Genomic DNA, 19481 nt, shown 5'->3' with positions numbered 1-19481 from the left:
TATGTTCAACTAAGCAAATCAAAAATTATTTTGCTCACTGCTGTTACTGTACCTCTTAGTCACGCAAAGTGCTGTATAGCGCCTAAATGAGTGGTAAAATTAAGTTAGGGCAATCCCCTCGTAGTTGCCCTGATCGATCGAGGTAGGCACGGGATATTACCCCTACAAATCTTCAGGAATGATTTAGACTTTCAATAGATAATGAGTTGATTAATTGTAGTTGGCGAGCGCATCAATTTGGCTATTTTAAAAAAAGATTAACTTTGAGTTGATGGAATAGAATCAGATTTTTCGGGATTGATTAATGTGTAGTTGCTTTCAAAAAGATCGAGATAGGGTTCGTAACGATAAAGTCTGTTGCGTTGCCAACCTGTGACTTCGCATAGCAAGCCAAGTTTGACAAATTGTTCTACGATTTTACTCGCGGTTGCGTAAGTACATTGCAGTTCATTTTCTACCAAACGAATATTTACGATCGGGTGCTGGAAAAGTAATTCTAGCAAGCGCAACCCATAACTGCTGGTGGAAATCTGCTGACCGATGATTTCACGATGTTTTTCTCGCATTTCCAGAATAGAACGGGCTGTTGCTGTGGCTGACTGGCTGACTTCAAAAATACCTTGAAGAAAAAACTTTAACCATCCTTCCCAATCTCCTTGAGTGCGAATTGCCATTAGGCGATCGTAATACTCTATTCTGTGAAATTTTAGATAATGACTGAGGTATAGTAAAGGCTTTTGAAGGATTCCTTGCTGGCAAAGCAGAAAAGTAATTAGCAATCGTCCAATTCGTCCGTTTCCGTCTAAAAATGGGTGTATTGTTTCAAATTGAGCGTGAGCTAATCCGCAATGAATGAGTACAGGTAAGGAATTGGTATCGTGCAAAAATTTTTCTAGATTATCGAGGGTTTGGTGCATTTCTGCCACTGTTGGAGGTACAAAAGCAGCAGTAGCCAGGTCACAACCTGGAGGGCCAATCCAATTTTGACTTTTCCGAAATTCTCCGGGCGTGCGCTCGCTCCCTCGCACGTCTTTGATCAATTCTGCATGGATCTCTCGCAGCAAGCGCAGACAAAGTGGTAATTCTTGAAGCCGCTTTAAACCGTAGTTCATGGCGTTAACGTAGTTAACAACCTCCTGCACATCTTTAAAGCGTTCTTGACCTTTGACATCGATTTCATATTGAAGTACGTCCTCTAGGGTGCTTTGTGTCCCTTCAATTTGCGAGCTAAGAACCGCTTCCTGACGGACATACATCGCTACAAATAGGTCAGGGTTGGGCAAAATAGAGGTGGCACCGTCGAGTCTTCCCAAAGCGCGATCTGCATCCGAGAGCAAGCGGTTGAGCGCGGCGTCCATTTTGATCGGTGGCTTTGGGGGGAGTGGGGCTGGAATGAAGGCGCTGTATCCTTCTATTTGTTGGACATATCGACCTGATCGCATCATTGGGTGTCTAAGGGACAAAGGTTGAGGTTTTGCTATCTTATGTTATTCCAGTGAAATAAGATTACCGGATCGAACTTTTATTATACTAAAGCCATTTTCACTATAATAAGGATGCAGGACGGGCCAACTCTTCGGCAATGCTAGAGAGAGATGATGGCTGCGATCGGATAATTTTAAAACTTTCAATCCCCCGATCGTCCACAATCTTGACAGCAACGCGCTGATACTCACCGATTTGAAAAGGTAACGAGACAGTCCCTTGATAAGACTAAATTAAATCCTCATCAATTTCAGCTTTGAGATTGCGGGCTAAGCGCGACCAAGCATCCCTACCGGAATCACAGGCTCAGATTGATCGAGGGATACGATCGCTCTTTCCATCTCAAACTCTGCCAGATCGAGCGATCGCCCTGAATGCCACCATAGCATAAACCGCTTTATGCCAAAACTATCCAAATGTCAAACGCCGCACCGTACCGTCATCTGTAAATCGCTGTTCGCCAACGCCAACAACTTCCACAATAACTTCGCGTTCTGATATCAAAAATTGACCCTCGCGCGCGGCAATTTCAACGATACTTTTGTCTCCTTCTAAATACACCTTGTAATTAGTCGTAGCCCAGACACCTTTTTCATGTTCAAAACTGTGTCCATCGTCCTCATAAAGCGTCCATTCACCGCTTCCGGGCCAAATTCGCATTTTTAATGACTCAAGCGGTTCTTCGCTGACAAATTGCCTCACAGGTGCGATCGCAATTATGCCCCCACCCCGCACGTAAAGCGGCATTCTCTCCAAAGGCGCATAAGCCAAAATGTGCGTCGGGCCCTGATAGCATTCCCCCGTCCACCAATCGTACCAAGTCCCCTCCGGCAAATACACAGCGCGGTGTTCCACTCCCGGCCGATAAACGGGTGCAGCCATCAGCGACGGGCCGAGCAATACTTGATCGTAAAGATGATAAGTTGCCCGATCGCGCGGAAATTGATATAGTAGCGGTCGCAAAATCGGCGTTCCCGTCGTCGCAGCTTCCCAAAACAACGTGTAAATATAAGGCAACAACTGATAGCGCAAATTCATGTATTCGCGGCAAATCTTCTCAGTGCGATCGCCGAAAACCCACGGTTCGTGCTGCGCCGTACTAATCGCCGAATGACCGCGCATCAAGGGATACAGCATTCCCACCTGCATCCACCGCGCGAACATTTCGGCGGTTGCATTCTCCGCAAAACCCCCGATGTCGCAACCGACAAACGCCACGCCGGAAAGCCCCATATTGCAAAGCATTGGTAGCGACATTTCTAAGTATTCCCACTGCGATTGATTGTCGCCCATCCATACCGAGGAGTAACGCTGAATGCCCGCAAAACCCGATCGCGTCAGCACAAAAGATCGCTCGTTTGATCGCACTTTTTGCAACCCTTCCGAACAAGCTTTCGCCATCATCAACCCATACAAATTGTGCGTTTCCGCGTGGGTGGCGCCCTCAGATTCCGGGCCTTGCGGTGCATCCAGCGGAAACCAGATGTGGTCGTGGCCGTCGCCAAAAGGTCGTTCTGCGATCGAAGGTTCGTTCATGTCGTTCCAAATCCCCGCAACGCCCATATCTGTAAGGTTTTTGTGCAATTCGCCCCACCACTGGCGCACCTCTGGCCGCAGGAAGTCTGGAAACACCGCTTTTTCGGGCCAAACGTAACCGTGAAATAGCCTTCCCTCTGCGGTGCGGACGAAATAGTCATTTTCCACACCCCGATCGAATACTTCATAATCTCCTTCCGGTTCGTACTTGACACCGGGATCGACAATCGTGACAACCTTAAAACCGGCTGCTTTCAAGTCTGCGATCAGTTTCGCGGGATCGGGGAAACGCTTCGGGCTCCAGGTAAAAATGCGGTAGCCGTTCATATAGTCGATGTCGAGGTGGATGACATCGCAGGGAATGGCCCGATCGCGAAATTCCTTCGCCAACTCCCGCACAACGTCCTCGGAGTCGTAGCTCCAGCGGCATTGGTGGTATCCCAGCGCCCATTTTGGCGGAAGCGGCATCCGACCGGTTAACTGGGTGTAGGTGGCTAGAATTTGGGCGGGTTCCGGGCCGTAAATGATGTAGTAATCGAGTTCCGGGCCTCTGGTTTCCATCCGCAAAACTCCCGGTTGTTCGGCGCCGATGTCGAATTGACTCCAAAATGTAGTGTTGAAAAAGATGCCGTAAGCGCGATCGGGATTCAGGGCGATGTAAAATGGGATCGCCTGGTACATTTCATCACTGAGGGAATTGTAGTCAAGCGCGTCTATTGTCCAGTTTGTCTTGACTTCCGAGAGTTTGTCGAGAAAGCCGGTGCGTTGTCCGAAACCGTAGAAGTGCTCGTCTGCTTCGATGCGCTTCCAGCCTGCGGTTGCACCGGTGCGCCATCCCATACTGGGATCGCAGTCGCTAGCAAAGGGTTTTCCCGATTTGTCAAAGCATTCGATGGAAGTGCGATCGCGCTTGACTGAAATAGTTATTTGTGATGTTTCAATTTCTATTTTTTCGTCTGTTTCTCGCACTTCAAATGGTGTAATTTCCCACTCTTCGTCAGGGACTGTTATTGAGTGCGATCGGCTTTTGAATTCACCTGTCGGGGACATTCGCACTCGGATCAAATTCGGCGCGAGGATGCTGAGGTTTAGGGAAGTTTCACCGCAATTAAAGTGAAAGGTGCGATCGGTTTTATTTATGGATTCTACCGAACCGATTGTTGACCAAGGCTGTTCGGTTTTTTGAAGTTTTCCGAAGTATTGCGGCATATACGATTTGGTAATTGGTAATTGGCAATTAGTAAACCGATCGTGCAATCCGCACTTAACTACCGTCATCTAGCTAAAGGAGGAATATAACTTCTCAGCATTTCAAATAAATGAACAAATGCGGTAAAATATACTTCAGCCCTACCGGGGCTATCCGAATAAGCTACTATAAAAAATGAAACAGGTATCCATAAACCAAGTCAAAATAACTGACACCTTGCACCCTTTTCCATCAGGCTTTATGAACAGGCAAGATGCCTGTTCCACAAGAAAATTTAGTTTTTGTGAACAGGCATCTTGCCTCTTATTGATAACGGTGCAAGATGTCAGAAATAACTTAAATGTACTACTATATCGCTCGCGTGATTGCTTCCCACAACTCCTACTGGATACCGATTAAATAACTATAGGAATGCTCGCATTAATTATAAACTCTTCTCTTCCTTCGCGTCTTCGCGGTTCATTATATCCGGCAAAAAACAAAGTGAATATTTCGCTGCTTAATTACGAAATCTCCACTTTTATTACTATTATAGTGCTGCAAAAACTCTGTTGCATTCACTCGATATTACTTGTACAAAACAGCCTCTTTCAAAGTAGCTATTTTACCTAGCACTTCATCAAGATCCTCTGGCGACGCCCCGTGGGCAATGATGGCATCGGTCAAATGCTTCACAATCGCATCAAAGTGTTCTGGCTGTAGATTCAAACCTGAGTGAGCCTTCTCCATTGAACGACCTGAGTATTGCTTGGTGCCGCCGAGAGCATAAGAGATAAAAGCAGTTTGATGGCGGGCCTGCTTTGCCATATCTGTATGATCGAAGAAGTGGCTCACTACCTCGTCAGCCAAAACATCGCGGTAAAAATCATCAACCATCTCTTTAATAGCTGGCTCTCCACCCATTTTTTCGTACAATGTTGTTGGCATATCGTTTCAGCGAGTTGTTTTTTTTTACTTACTCTTTAATTATAGCTGGCCGCTTTATTTTTTTGGCTCTGTGAAATATTAATTTAATCTGAAATAATTATTTAGTAACTTTTGCGACTGCGGGTATTTTGTAGACTACCCTCTATTTGTCAACTTTATTAACGTTCTATCGCCAGTTAGAGATTGTCGATCGCCCTCCCAGCATTTTGACCTAATGCACGGATTGCTTTTTTTAGCAAGATGTTTCCTACACAGCACCAACACGCATTGGTTTTAAAGCTAGCAAACTCAAGAAATTAGTGATAAAACAGAGACCGGATGCGATCGCGGAAATTAGGCTCGCCCCTGCAATTGGACAAGTTAAAATAAATGGGCGATCGGCTGCTGAGCGGCATCATGTATAATCGAATTGCAAATATAATCGACTCACCACAACGATCGCCTGTATACTGATATTCTGCCGTTGCTAGTCGGTTTCGACACTTCCGGGCGATCGCCCGCAGTAAAAAAAAACCTTTGACTTAAGTACGCGGACTGAAAATAAGATTATTATGTCCTCCGCCAGGAACGAAGCAATCCCAAATCTGAGCGATTGCTGCATTTCTATCTGCTGTTTCCTTAAACTTTGATGATTTTTGAGTGCCTTGAAATACTATAGCCAACATCCTAACGCTTTCTCGCTCGACTACCTCAACGACTTGCGAGGAGCAATTCTAGCCTCCCCTTATCTAGCAATCAACAACCTCAATCGCGATTTCATTGGCACAAAAGGGTTTTCCGTGGTGTTTCAACGTTCGGAAATCGCCGAAGTAGAACGGCGGTTTCCCTTGTTCAAACCCTATCTAGACCAAGCATTACAGCCTGAATGCAATGCTTTTTACCTCAACCCTTTGTTGCTGGGTGAAGGTTCCCGCGTCGATCCGCATATCGATCGATCATTGCGATCGTACTGCAAAACAGTTGAACCTCCCGCAGCCGTCAGCGTTTTGTACGTACAAGTACCGCCGAACTTGCAAGGGGGAGAGTTGATACTGCGGCGCAACAAACAGCAAGTCGGGCAGATTAAGCCGCAAGCCAACTCGCTAATTTATTTTCAAGGAGATTTGACTCACTCTGTCAACGCTGTTAAAAGTACCGGAACTCGTTTGAGTTTGGTTTGCGAACAGTACAGTTTGAGCGAAACAGAATTGCAAGATATTCCAAGATTCACCGTGGAATCTAGGGCCGTGAAAGCCAAAAGCAAGTAAGGTTTATTATCTAAAAAAAACAGCTTTTTTGACAATCAAAATGTCTCCCTAAGCAGGAATTACTGTCAGGCTACCTACAAAACAAACTTAAATACCCAGCTCTATGTTGGGCGCTTGTTTATACCCGTAAAAAAAGAAGGCCACTGTAGGCACCTGAACCAAACCCTTAGTTCATTAGTCGTTGCCAAATCTTTAATCTCAAGACTTACGCAACTGTCACAAGACTTTTAGGTATGTTATTGCGCTTCAGCGCTCTTAGGATATGAAAGAGCGCTTCAGCGCAACAACATACCTTTGTTTAAAGTGCCAGTTGTGTAAATCCTGTTTTTTAAGGATTGCAGATTTCGGGGAGCGCTTTTTCTTCGGGATGATTAGCAATATAATTGCTCAGCCATTGGCAACTCAGTTTCATTAAATTATCTAAATCAAGTTTCAAATTCCAGATCCTTAAAGTAGAATCATCGCTGGCAGAAACAAGAGTTTTGCCGTCGGGACTGATGTTAACGTCATTAACTCGATCGCTATGTCCCTCAAAAGTTTGTAGGGGCAGCACCTCCGATCCCGTTTGGCCGTCTGCTACATTCCACAATTTAATTGTGTGATCGAAACTTGCAGATGCGATCGTTTTGCCGTCGGGACTGAAACTAATGCTTTTTACCCAAGTTCCGTGTCCTTTGATCGTTTTGAGTTCGGTGCCTGTTTCTGCATTCCACAATTTAATTGTGCTGTCATCGCAAGCGGATGCTAAGATTTTGCCGTCGGGACTGAAACGGAGGTTGGTAATTCGGCTGTTATGCGCTCTCAGAATCCTTCTTGGAGTAGATTCTAAATTCTTTAAATCCCAGAAATAGATCGCGCGATCGTTTCCTGCGGATGCTAAAGTTTTGCCATCGGGACTGAATGTGACACTTCTAACTCTTTCGAGATGTCCTGTGAAGGTTTTGATTTGAGTACCGCTTTCTAGATGCCACAATTTAACAGTTTTATCGACTCCGGCTGATGCTAAGATTTTACCGTCGGGACTGAAAACAACGCTATCAATTCCCCTCTGATGTCCTGAAAGAGTTTTGATTTCGGTGCCGGTTTCTAGGTTCCACAATTTAATAGTTTTATCGCTTCCTGCAGATGCTAAAATTTTGCCGTCAGGGGCGAAAATGACGCTGGTGACGGCACCTCGATGTCCTAGAAAAGTTTTGATTTCGCTGCCGTTTTGTGCATTCCACAATTTAACAGTGCGATCGTTGCTACCGGAGGCAACAGTTTTGCCGTCGGGCGAGAAACTCGCACTGAAAACCTGACGGCGGTGGCTTTCAAGCACTTTCGGTTCGATGCCGGTGAGGTTCCAGAGTCGTACCGTGCGATCGGTACCTGCCGTTGCCAAAGTGCGGCCGTCGGGACTGAAACTAAGGCTGGCAACCCTGCCGGTGTGTCCTTTGAGCGTTTGTGGCTCGATGTCTCCTAACTGCGACAAATTCCACAATTTGACGGTGCCGTCTTCGCTAGCCGTAGCCAGAGTTTGGCTGCGGCTGTCTCTGGGACTGAATTTGACGTTCCAGACTTGCCTGGTGTGGGCTTGCAGGGTTTTGAGGAGAGTCAGGTTTTGGACATCCCACAGCTTGACTAAACCGTCTTCGCCCGAAGATGCTAGGGTTTTGCCGTCGTCGGAGAAACTGACACTTCTGACAGCATTGGTATGGCCCCTCAGCGTTGCGATTTCCGTTCCGTCTGCTGGATTCCAGAGTTTGACAGTGCGATCGCTACCCGAAGATGCGATCGCCCTCCCGTCGGGCGAAAAAGTGACGCTTGTTGCCCAGCCCCTATGTCCGGTAAAGGTTTGGAGCAAAGTGCCGTCTGCTGGATTCCAGAGTTTGACAGTGCCGTCGGAACCCGAAGATGCGATCGCCAATCCGTCGGGAGCAAAACTGACTCCTCTCACCCAGCCCCTATGCCCCGTAAGGGTTCTAATTTCTGTGCCGTTTTCGATGTTCCAGAGTTTGATAGTAGCATCGTCGCTAGCAGATGCGATCGTCTTGCCGTCAGGTGAGAAACTGACAGTCCAAATGTTGTCGCGGTGTCCGGTTAGGGTTCTGAGCAATATCCCGTCTGGGTTCCAGAGTTTGACGGTATCGTCTTCGCTAGCGGATGCGAGGATTTTTCCATCGGGCGAGAAAACGACGTTTCTGACGACAGCTTGGTGGCCGAGGAGCCGATCGCGCTCTCGGATGCTGTAAATTGCTTGTTGGAGGGCGATCGATACTTGCATCTTAGTTTCGGATTTTGCCGGACTGAATGCCTCTAATTTTTTAAGTTTATGTGCTGCTTGCAGTGCTTCGAGCAGTGCTGGAAAAGGGTTTGAGGCTAAAGTTGTCTTTGAGGACAAACTTTCGAGGACTATTTTAGTTTCTGCGAGTTCTCGATCGGCTTTAATTACTTGCAATTGTACAGCCATAGCTGCTGCTAAAGATATCCCTAAAATTGTCGAACCGATCGCAATTATCTTTCTAGCTTGTTTTTTCGCTAAAGTTAACTCTGTTTTAGCTTGATGCTGAGCCAGACTTAAAGTTTCATTAGCTTGTGCCAATATTTGACTTTCCTCAGCTTGCAGTGCAAAAGCCAATTCAACTTCTCGCTTTTCCAAATCCTGAGCCGCCGCTAAAAAGCGGTAATCCAGATGGCTTAAACTTTGGTGTTTAGCCCATTCCAAAGCTTGTTGTAGCGCCTGACCCCGCAGCAGCCGCGAATTATCCTCAAAATTGGCAGCATTCCAAGCATTAAAATTTTCCGAATAAGGTCGCAGCTTTCCTAACTGTTTTTCCACCCATTCAATATTAAAAACTTCGGCATAAATGCGGTTATAAACTTTTAATTTTCCCTGTTGTTGCACCACTAAACCTGACAGTCGCAATTCCGTTTGTTCTGGACTGCCATCAGCAAGAACCCCCCCCAGCCCCCCCTTAGCAAGGGGGGGAGCAAGAGTGGCTATTTCTTGCTTTCCCAGGGGTGAAATAGCCGCATTTAGCCCCGCACTACTCAGAGATAAATCAGCATTTAGCCCCCCCTTAGCAAGGGGGGGTTGGGGGGGGTTAGCGGATTGCAAAACCTGCTGGTAAACCCCCAATAACTGCCCCGCTTTTTGCTGATTTCTCAAAAGGCGATCGCGAATAGTTTTCAAATGTTCAGGCTCATCCTGAGACTCCCAATTCTCCACAATCCGCAACTTCACCAACCTCTCAACTCCGTCCTCCTGTGTGGAACAGGCATCCTGCCTGTCTGTGGGGGTGGAACAGGCATCCTGCCTGTCTTTCTCAGCGCCCTCTGCGTCTCTGCAGTTAACTTTCTTCAACTCCTTTTCCAGTATTAACTTGCACAGCTTTTGGGTCAAAAAAGGTTGTCCCCCCGTCCAATCCAAAATATCTGCGATCGCACTTTCAGGATTGGCAACTTGCCCCTGCCAACCATCAATTAAAGGCTGCACTTCATCAATCTGAAAACCGCGTAAATTTATCGCCTTACCAATATTAAAAGGAGTTTGAGTTTTATCAGCAATCAAATCCGAAGGCGTCGCCACCCCCAACAGCGCAAAAGTCAAACGCCGGTACAGAGGATTGTCAACTCTTTGATTGTAAAACCAGCGAATCAGAGCAAAAAACTCATCAGCCGAAAAATTCATGCTCAATACTCGATCTATCTCGTCAATAAAAATAACAATGCTTGCTTCAATTTCAACTAAAACAACTTCTTCAATAAACAAACTAAACCGTTGTACGGGCGATAACAAATCCCGGCGTTCGCGCCACCAATTCCGCCAATTAATTTTATTCCCTAGCTGACAGCTACTGACCAAAGAATTGACAATGCCTGCATACCACTTTTCGGGAGTTACATCTTCCTTACCAATCCCAGTTAAATCGATAAAAGCGCAAACAGTACCTTCAGCTTGCAATTTTTGCATAGCCCGCACCCGCAAACTAGATTTGCCCATTTGCCGCGAATTCAAAACGTAACAAAACTCACCCGCTTTCAAATTTTCGTAAAAGTCCCAGTCTGCTTGTCGCGTCACGTAACTCGACGCATCTGCGGGGAGACTCCCGCCAATCTGATATTCATCACTAACTGGAGATTCTTTCATCATTGCCTGCACCAAAATCTAGATTTGATTGTACGATCGCAAACCTGACTATGTAGAGATTTACCCAAAAACCTGATTTTTGCTGATTTTGATGATGCTTTGTCAGGCTGCACCTGATTTTTTCCGATAAATTCCGAGTGTTCAGCTATTTATCAGTTCCTATAATACCTGATTTTATCACCATTGCAGTTCAATAGTTTTAGCAAGAAACTGGTAACAGAAAGCGAAAGGTGCAGCAAACAAATACAAACACTTAGCGCTTTGACAAACTCAGAATACACTCATAAATAGGATTACTACCATGACAGAACTTAGAACGATCGCCGACGCTAACATTTCTACCCTGAGATTCGGTTTAATTGAAGACTTGACCGACGTTCCCCGAAAGGAAGACCCTGATTCAGATAATCCGAATCCTAAGCCTAATAAATTCGGTTTGATTGAAGACTTTACCGATGTTCCCCGGACAGACCCCGATGGCGATCCGAATCCCAATAAATCCCCTTTTATTGAAGACTTCACCGATGTTCCCCGGACAGAAGACGATGGTAATCCAATGGTAGAAATACGTGAAGTAATCGCCGCAGATAGCAACTCTACTAACAGCTTATTCGGCCGCATCGATAAAATCAGTGGCTTACCCAATGACAACATACAGGGAACGCCAGGAAATGACTACTTAGTAGGAAAGCATTACACGGACGATGACATCTTTGGCGGTGGCGGTGCAGATACACTCAAAGGCCTTGACGGTGACGACTTCCTATTTGGCGGTACTGGCAATGATAAAGTCTATGGCGGTGGCGATTCCGATTGGCTAGAAGGGAATAGCGGCAACGATTTTCTTGTTGGTCACGCCAATGGTGACGGATACGATTATTATGAAGTCGATACCTTAATTGGCGGTTCCGGAGCCGATACATTCTCGCTAGTTATCGACGGGCCAGAGTTTGAAGTTCCTTACTTAGATGGCTTAGGCGAGCACGCTTATGCAATTATTCGGGACTTTAAGAAAGCAGATGGAGATGCAATTTTGATGGTCGGTCAAAAGCAAGACTACGAATTTGTATCGGGATACTACAATTACGGCAATGACTCTCTGAAAGACACAAAAATATTTTATCAAGGTGACATGATTGCCGTAGTCTCTGACACAATGGCTGCGGATTTAACCCTCTCTTTTGTGTAATTCTATCTGTAGGGCGCTGCACACCTTCCGCTTCGCCCCGCCCATTCTTGGCGTGTCAACTTAAGAGAAAATACCCGGCTTGCCTGCGGTTGGAAACCGCTCGTCTGGGTGCAAGTCGAATGTGGCGACGCCCGTCATCGAACTTGCACCCTTGCCTACACAAACAAAATTCATCTACGTGGGTTTCGCTCAATCTCTACGCCCTAATTTTGAAGAACAAGGAGCAACTGAAATGGCAATTATTAATGGAACCCCTTTCAATGACGACGATACCTTCAATAACGGTCAATTCCGACCCAAGTTAGTTGGTAAAGATCCTGAATGGATGCAAGGCCCCAATGGCCCTGTATTAACGCTGGGATCTGACACAATCTATGGTGATGCAGGAAGCGATATATTGTTGGGTCTTGGTGGAAATGACTATCTAGATGGTGGGTCTAACAACGACGTTCTCGATGGTGGCGCTGGTAATGACACTTTATATGGCGGCGTTGGCTACGACTATCTAGTTGGCGGCCCTGGTAACGATCGGCTGATTGGTGGTAATTTAGACGATGCTCTGCTTGGCGGTACCGGCAATGACAGTCTCTTGGGCGGAAGTGGTAACGATCAACTTACTGGTTTCGGCTTTGGGGAAAATGAATTCGACATCCTCACAGGTGGCATTGGAGAGGACAGGTTCGCGTTGGGTGACGCAAATAGCGTTTACTACCTCGGAAATGGCTACGCCACAATTACGGACTTTAGCTTAACTCAAACCGATAAAATCCAAATTCAAGGCATTCTAACAGACGGTTATTCGCTTGGACTTGGCAACTGGGAAGGTAGCAATGTCCAAGACACTGGAGTCTTCTACAAGGGTGATTTAATTGGTGTTGTGCAAGACCAAAATATTACCAATGTCAACCCCAATCAGGTGTTCATCTCCGCTTTTTAAGCTAAAACGCGGCAGAAATATTCGCGGTACAAATTGCAACGCGGCATGACATAATTGTTTTGCCGCCGCACAATTCCCATGCTGTGCAATTTGTAAATTTGCATCGAATCTAATTCAACTGGTTCGGCAGAATTGACAACTTTTTTCAAAGCTAAAGCTAATTCTGGATTGTGTTGCAGTATTTCCAAATGCTTTCGCAAATGACTGCTGTAAATTCCCGATTCTGATGCCGCATTTTCTAATAACTGAGCTAAGGAGATTTTTCCACAACTAATCTCATACATTGCCAATCTTACTAAATAAGGATGCCCGCCGATCGCATTTATTAACTCTCGCAACTGCCCCTGATCCCATTCCAAGCCGTGCAGCCGAGCTAAATCGTGAATTTGCTGGCTGTCAAACTCCAGCAACTCAACGGGCACCCCCGCATTAAACGGAGATTGATTCATGTCCAAAGGAATATAAACTTCCGTAGAATGCGCCATTACCAACCGCAGTTTTTTCCAGATATCCGAAATCTTGGCTTTTTCGTGCCAGCTTCGCAGCATCCCCAGAAAATCTTCAACTACTTCGGTGTAGGGAAAGAGGCGATCGACTTCATCCAACCCCAAAACCAGAGGCGTTTCTGTTTCTGCCAGCAAATACTCTTCAAAGTAAACAGTACAGTTATCGTTGCTGCCCAAAATATCCGTATCCCAATACTCGTTTAACTTGTTTTCTAACTTTAACTGTCGGCTTACCATCAAACACAACCAGCGCAGAAACTTATCAAGATTTGTTAATATTCCTCGGTCGGCGGCGCTCAAATCGAGATAAACTGCGTGATAGTTTTCCCGAACAGCGCCAGCTAAAATTCGGTTCATCAGTGAAGTTTTGCCCATCATCTCCGGTGCTTTAATCCGAATCAGAGAACCGGGTTTTACAACAGTCTCGCAGCACAAAGATTCAATGTTGCAACGCTCCACATAAAAAGGAGAATCTAATGATACCGAGCCTTCGGGAAACTGCAAATTTGCCGCAGTCAGCGGTTGTAAGAGCAGGTTGGTGTTAATATATTGAGTGGACTCTTGCGATGCAAATCTCCTCAGAGCTTCTTTAAAATTTTTCTTCGTGATTTTTTCGGCTAAGGCTTCTGAAAGCTTGTGCCACAATTTATTGCCGACATCTTTGTTGAGGTATTCAGCACTGTAGCCGTAAGTTTTGGCGATTTCATCGTAACTTTTTCCTTCCCAGGAACCTTGAAGGACTTTCATTTCGATGTCGCTGAGATGTTTGCCGGTGTTTTGAGCAAAAATGCGATCGGCAGATTCTTTGGTTTTGCTCCAAGAGAATTCTAATTCTGAGTTCATGGGATTGACGGGTAAGTACCCATATACGTAAGTATGCAGATGCTTGCAAGAGAGCAGTTGTTCCTGCACTGGAAAGTTACCCTGACTTTTCCCTATTTTAACTGATTTAACCTGAGTTTTTACTGTCAGTCCTTGTAGAAACGCCTGATTTTACTCCCCTGGTCGCTTTTGTTCTTAGAAAATAAACTGGTTTACAAGCAAGTTGATTGCCGAGCCCGATCGCAATTATCGATCGCCTAACCAACAATAGCCGAACCTCGCCAACACCAGGGTATAAGGAGAAAAATTATGGCTGCTACCATTACCGTTAATAGCACAGATGACTCGAATATCAGGAATGCCGTCCTCACCCTCAGAGAGGCAATTCTGATTGCCAATGGTACTCTGAATCTTCCGGCTTTGACAGTGGCAGAACAAGCACAGATTAACGGTACTGTCGGTACTGCGGCCGATCGCGATACGATCGCCTTTAATATCGGGGCGATCGGTTCTCAGCAATTAATTCAGCCTCTATCCGCACTGCCGCCCATCTCCGATCCAGTTATTATCGATGGTTGGAGTCAAGGCGGCGCGGGCTATAACGGTTTGCCACTGGTGGAACTGAGTGGCAACCTCGCCGGAGGTGGGATTGTCGGACTTGATATCACTGCTGGAAACAGTACAGTCCAAGGTTTAGCGATCAACAGATTTAGCTTGGCAGGCATCCGCTTGCAAACCAATGGCGGCAATGCAATCGCCAGCAACCATATCGGCACCGATCTTTCGGGTACGGTCAACCGGGGCAACCGCAGGGGGATCTGGATTGATCGCGTTCCAGATAATCGGATCGAGAACAACTTAATCTCTGGCAACGACAATTCAAATGTCGGGCTTGGCATCGAGATTTCCGGCATCGCTGCGCGCAACAACCAAGTAATCGGCAACCGTATCGGCACTGATGTTACTGGTACTGTTGCGATCGCCAACAACGCTGGCATCAGCATCCGCAATGCGCCTGAAAACTTGATTCAGGACAACCTGATTTCTGGCACTGTGGGCATCGGTAGCGGAATTTTGATTAACGGTTCAACTGCCAATCAAAATCGAGTTGTCGGCAACCTCATCGGCACTGATATCACGGGTAATGTAGCGCTAGGAAACAGTATCTATGGCATCTCTATTGGCAGCGCTTCTAACAATATTATCGGCGGAACGACGCCTCAAGAACGCAATATCATTTCTGGCAGTCAGACGGCGGGTATTGCTTTTCTACAAGCGCCCACAGTTTTAGGCGAACCTTCAGGCGGTGTACCTGCGACAAACCGAGTTGTCGGCAACTATATCGGCACAAATATCAGCGGTACTGCCACTTTGGGAAATCCGATCGGCGTCTGGATTGCTGTTGGCGAAAGCAACATCATCGGCGGCACGACACCGCAAGAAGGCAATGTCATTTCCGGCAATCAAATGGGCGTCTATTTGCTTGGCGACCAGACAACTGGCAACCGCGTTATCGGCAACTATCTCGGCACGCAAGCTGACGGCAGCACTCCTTTACCCAATACTTTGTACAGCAACGTCGTAGCTTTCAAGGCTGGTGTGAATAACCGCATCGGCGGTACCGCTGCGGGGGAAGGCAACACGATCGCATTTAGCGGTAGCAACGGCATTCAAGTGACTGATAGCAACGGTTTGGCAATTTTAGGCAATTCCATCTTTTCTAATAATGGTTTAGGTATCGATCTCGATAACGATGCCGATCCCTTAACTAGCGACGGCGTTACTCCAAACGACTTGGGAGACGGGGATACAGGCGGAAACGGCTTGCAAAATTTCCCGGTGTTAACCTCGGCAACTGCTAGTAACGGCAACATTACCCTTAGCGGCACTCTCAACAGCATTCCCAGTACGACTTTCCGCGTCGAATTTTTTGACAATACTGTTCTAGATCCCAGCGGTAACGGCGAAGGACAAACTTATCTCAACTTTGTTAATCTCATAACTGATGCTGCTGGCAATGCTAATTTTATATCGCCGCCTTTAACTGCAACAGGGGCGATCGTCACTACTGCTACTAACTTAACAACTAACGATACTTCGGAATTTTCTCAACCTTCCCCCGGCTTACTGGAATTTAGCAATCCTGCTTACACTGTAAATGAAAACGGTACAGTTGTAGGTGCTGCAATTACCGTCAATCGCATCGGTGGTAACAAAGGTGCTGTTGGGGCAACGCTGACGCTGACGGATGGTACTGCTGTTGCTGCTGACTACACCAATACGCCGATCGCGATTAACTTTGCCGCGGGCGATACGACACCAAAAATTGTTACTATTCCGATCGCCGATGACGCGATCGACGAAGCTGACGAAACGGTTAATTTATCTCTAACTAATCCAACGGGAAATGCTACAGTTGGCGATCGATACAACAATGCAGTTCTGACAATTGCAGATAACGATAACCCTCCAACTGTCAGCATCGCCCCCGCCACGATTAACCAAGCTGAAGGCAATACAAACACAACTGCCTACAACTACACCGTTAGCCTCTCCAATGCTTCTGGTTTGCCCATTACTGTTAACTACAAGACAGATGACGGTACTGCTACTACGGGCGATATCGACTACGAAGATAATGACGGTAATTTCATCTTTAATTCGCCAGAAGCGCTAACAAAAACGATCGCTGTAATTGTTAACGGCGACGACAAATTCGAGGCGAATGAAACTTTCAGCGTTACCCTCAACAACGCCACCAACGCCACCATCGATCCCGCCGCCAACCAAAGTACGGGCATTATTGTCAATGATGATAGTGATGACTCTAATCCCACTCCAACTCCGACACCAACGCCGACACCAACTCCGACAGAAACGCCGACACCGACACCAACTCCGACAGAAACGCCGACACCGACACCAACACCGACACCAACTCCGACAGAAACGCCGACACCAACGCCAACTCCGACACCAACTCCGATAGAAACACCAACTCCGACAGAAACGCCGACACCGACACCAACTCCGACAGAAACGCCGACACCGACACCAACTCCGACAGAAACGCCGACACCAACACCAACTCCGACAGAAACTCCGACACCAACGCCAACACCAACTCCGACACCAACTCCGACAGAAACGCCAACACCAACTCCGACACCAATTCCGACACCAATTCCGACACCAATTCCGACACCGACAGAAATTCCGGCAGAAACGCCAACACCAACTCCGACACCGACAGCAATTCCGACAGAAACGCCAACACCAATTCCGACTCCAATTCCGACACCAATTCCCGCAGAAACACCAATTCCGACAGAAACGCCAACACCAACACCAACTCCGACACCAATTCCAACAGAAACGCCAACACCAACGGCAATTCCCACAGAAATTCCTGCAGAGATTCCCACAGCAACTCCGACACCGACAGAAATTCCGACAGAAGATTGCCCTTGTAACTCTCTATCCCTCCCAAATCTCAACCAACCCAATCCTGTAGAAAAGGTAGTTGTGAATAGTACGATCGATCTACCCCTCACAGGTACTGCTAGCAATGAGACATTCGACGGCAGCAGCAGCGAGGATTATTTCCAGGCAAAAGAAGGTAACGATAACCTGTTTGGTGGCGAAGGAAATGACTTTTTAAACGGTAACGAAGGCAACGACTTTATCTCTGGTGGAACGGAAGATGACTTGCTTTTTGCTGGCAAGAATCAAGACATTATTCTTGGTAATGAAGGAAGAGATACATTATGTGGGAATCGAGGAGAAGATTCGCTAAATGGCGGAGAAGAGAGCGACTTCATTCACGGCAACGAAGACTCCGATTTCTTGGATGGGGGCAAAGGAAACGATTTCTTATTGGGAGGTAAGGATAGAGATTTAATTTTAGGCAGTGAAAGCAACGATACTCTGTTGGGAAATTTAGGTGACGATACTGCCTGTGGTGGCGGTGGCAACGATTACTTGCGGGGTGATGAAAATAACGATTTACTTGATGGCTGTGAAGGAAATGATACGATTTGGGGAGGAAAAGACAATGATACCATCTTTGGGGGAGCGGGAGACGACTTTTTAAGCGGCGATTTGGGAGATGATTATTTAATTGGAGGAAGTGGGAACGATCGTTTTCTGCTTTGGGCCGATTCAGGGATGGATATCATTCGAGATTTTGAACCCGGAAAAGATGCGATCGCCCTTACTAGAGGTTTGACTTCCTCTCAACTGTCAATTACTCAAGCCAACAGCGACACCTTAATCCGCTTGACAGCAACCGGTCAAATTTTAGCTACTCTCAATAACGTATCAGGACTGACACAACTAGGATATTAAAATTGGTTTGTAGTTGCGCTTGGCGGTTGAGAAACCGGGTTTTTTTACGAAAATACGCAGGTTGTGACCTGCAGATTCGGTAAAAAACCCGGTTTCTTTGGTGAGAGTGCGTCTAGGACTGACCTAAAAATTACGATCGCCCACCTGACTTTTTCCAACTTTAATATTTTGAGTACCTGATTTTTTCGGATAGATCGTTGCCAAACACCATTTTTTAGGGTTTTAAATTACCTGATTTTATTCCCATTGTCGGTCACTCGATTTGAGAACAAACTGGTTTACATAGAACAAATTGCTTGAGTCGCAATTCCTATTGCACCAAGTCCACAACAACAAGGAGCAACAAAAATGTCATCAGTTATCAACGGCACTCAATTCGACGACAACAACACTGTCAACGGCAACGGTCAATTCCACAAATCCTTAGTTGGAGACGATTGGACGATAGACGGTCAAGGTCAAATTCAGATTGCAAATGATACAATCTACGGCTATCAAGGCAACGATAAATTGTTCGGCCGCGACGGAGATGACATCCTCTACGGCGGGTTCGGCAGCGACAAGTTAAATGGCGACGCCGGCAACGATAAATTATACGGCGAAGCTGGCGAAGATTTCCTATACGGAGGCAGCGGTAAAGATACCCTATCGGGAGGGTTGCACAACGATTATCTATTCGGAGGAAGCGGCAAAGATTATCTCATCGGCGGCGACGGCAGCGATTATCTTGACGGTGCTAATTTTTCTGGTGCTGGTAACGGTATAGGCGCAGGTAGCGAATCCGATTCTCTCGCCGGCGGCGCGGGAACAGACACCTTTGTACTCGGCAACGTTAATAACGTTTACTACCTCGGAACTGGCCATGCGACAATTACGGATTTTAGTTTAGGTCAAGATAAAATCCAAATTAAAGGTAATTTAGCGGACGGATATTCCCTCAAAACCGGCGATTGGAACGGCAACAATGTTCAAGATACTGGTATCTTTTACAAGGATAACTTGATTGGCGTTGTACAAAGCACAAACTTAACTAATGTCAACCCAAATCAAGTATTCTTATCCGCGCCTCCTATCCCTCAATAGCCTTAATTATCGCTGTCACAGGGCGGGCAGCAGAGCCCCGCCCTACTTTTTTTAATCGGGAGT

At 46.4% G+C, this 19481-nt stretch carries 10 protein-coding genes; 5 read left to right on the top strand and 5 right to left on the bottom strand.

Annotation, left to right across the window (positions count from 1 at the left end):
* Positions 1-257 precede the first annotated feature (257 nt).
* From QUA23_RS23915 to QUA23_RS23905, 3 genes are all read right to left on the bottom strand, one after another.
* The gene (locus QUA23_RS23915; protein ID WP_333078592.1) at positions 258-1445 is read right to left on the bottom strand and encodes a Fic family protein; all 1188 of its coding nucleotides are present in this window, start codon (positions 1443-1445) and stop codon (positions 258-260) included.
* A gap of 448 nt (positions 1446-1893) precedes the next feature.
* The gene (locus tag QUA23_RS23910; protein ID WP_333078591.1) at positions 1894-4230 is read right to left on the bottom strand and encodes a glycoside hydrolase family 31 protein; all 2337 of its coding nucleotides are present in this window, start codon (positions 4228-4230) and stop codon (positions 1894-1896) included.
* Between the two features lie 568 nt (positions 4231-4798).
* The gene (locus QUA23_RS23905; RefSeq protein ID WP_333078590.1) at positions 4799-5158 is read right to left on the bottom strand and encodes a group 1 truncated hemoglobin; all 360 of its coding nucleotides are present in this window, start codon (positions 5156-5158) and stop codon (positions 4799-4801) included.
* Positions 5159-5802: 644 nt separating this feature from the next.
* On the opposite strand from QUA23_RS23905, the gene QUA23_RS23900 reads away from it, so the two are divergent.
* The gene (locus QUA23_RS23900; RefSeq protein ID WP_333078589.1) at positions 5803-6405 is read left to right on the top strand and encodes a 2OG-Fe(II) oxygenase; all 603 of its coding nucleotides are present in this window, start codon (positions 5803-5805) and stop codon (positions 6403-6405) included.
* A 328-nt stretch (positions 6406-6733) separates the two neighbouring features.
* Here the strand turns inward: QUA23_RS23900 and QUA23_RS23895 are convergent, their stop codons facing one another.
* On the bottom strand, positions 6734-10537 hold the full coding sequence (locus tag QUA23_RS23895) for a WD40 domain-containing protein (protein WP_333078588.1): 3804 nt from the start codon (positions 10535-10537) through the stop codon (positions 6734-6736).
* A 298-nt stretch (positions 10538-10835) separates the two neighbouring features.
* Between QUA23_RS23895 and QUA23_RS23890 the strand changes: the two genes are divergently transcribed.
* Both QUA23_RS23890 and QUA23_RS23885 read left to right on the top strand, forming a co-directional pair.
* Positions 10836-11723, top strand: a complete 888-nt coding sequence (locus QUA23_RS23890; RefSeq protein ID WP_333078587.1) for a calcium-binding protein — start codon at positions 10836-10838, stop codon at positions 11721-11723.
* Positions 11724-11802: 79 nt separating this feature from the next.
* A complete protein-coding gene (locus tag QUA23_RS23885; RefSeq protein ID WP_333078586.1) occupies positions 11803-12660 on the top strand; it encodes a calcium-binding protein in 858 nt (285 codons plus the stop codon).
* On the opposite strand, the gene QUA23_RS23880 is transcribed toward QUA23_RS23885, so the two are convergent.
* Complete coding sequence (locus tag QUA23_RS23880; protein WP_333110540.1) at positions 12657-14078, bottom strand: AAA-like domain-containing protein; 1422 nt, start codon at positions 14076-14078, stop codon at positions 12657-12659. The genes QUA23_RS23885 and QUA23_RS23880 overlap by 4 nt on opposite strands.
* 219 nt (positions 14079-14297) lie before the next feature.
* Between QUA23_RS23880 and QUA23_RS23875 the strand changes: the two genes are divergently transcribed.
* Complete coding sequence (locus QUA23_RS23875) at positions 14298-18335, top strand: Calx-beta domain-containing protein (RefSeq protein WP_333078584.1); 4038 nt, start codon at positions 14298-14300, stop codon at positions 18333-18335.
* Positions 18336-18683: 348 nt separating this feature from the next.
* Entirely contained in the window at positions 18684-19418 is a 735-nt protein-coding gene (locus tag QUA23_RS23870; RefSeq protein ID WP_333078583.1) for a calcium-binding protein, read from the top strand.
* Positions 19419-19481: the final 63 nt, after the last annotated feature.

Origin of the sequence: Microcoleus sp. Pol1C5 (assembly GCF_036701115.1) — a bacterium.
Classification (GTDB): domain Bacteria; phylum Cyanobacteriota; class Cyanobacteriia; order Cyanobacteriales; family Microcoleaceae; genus Microcoleus.
The sequence above is the reverse complement of the archived record's forward strand: the minus strand, read 5'-3'. Positions and strand labels throughout refer to the sequence as shown.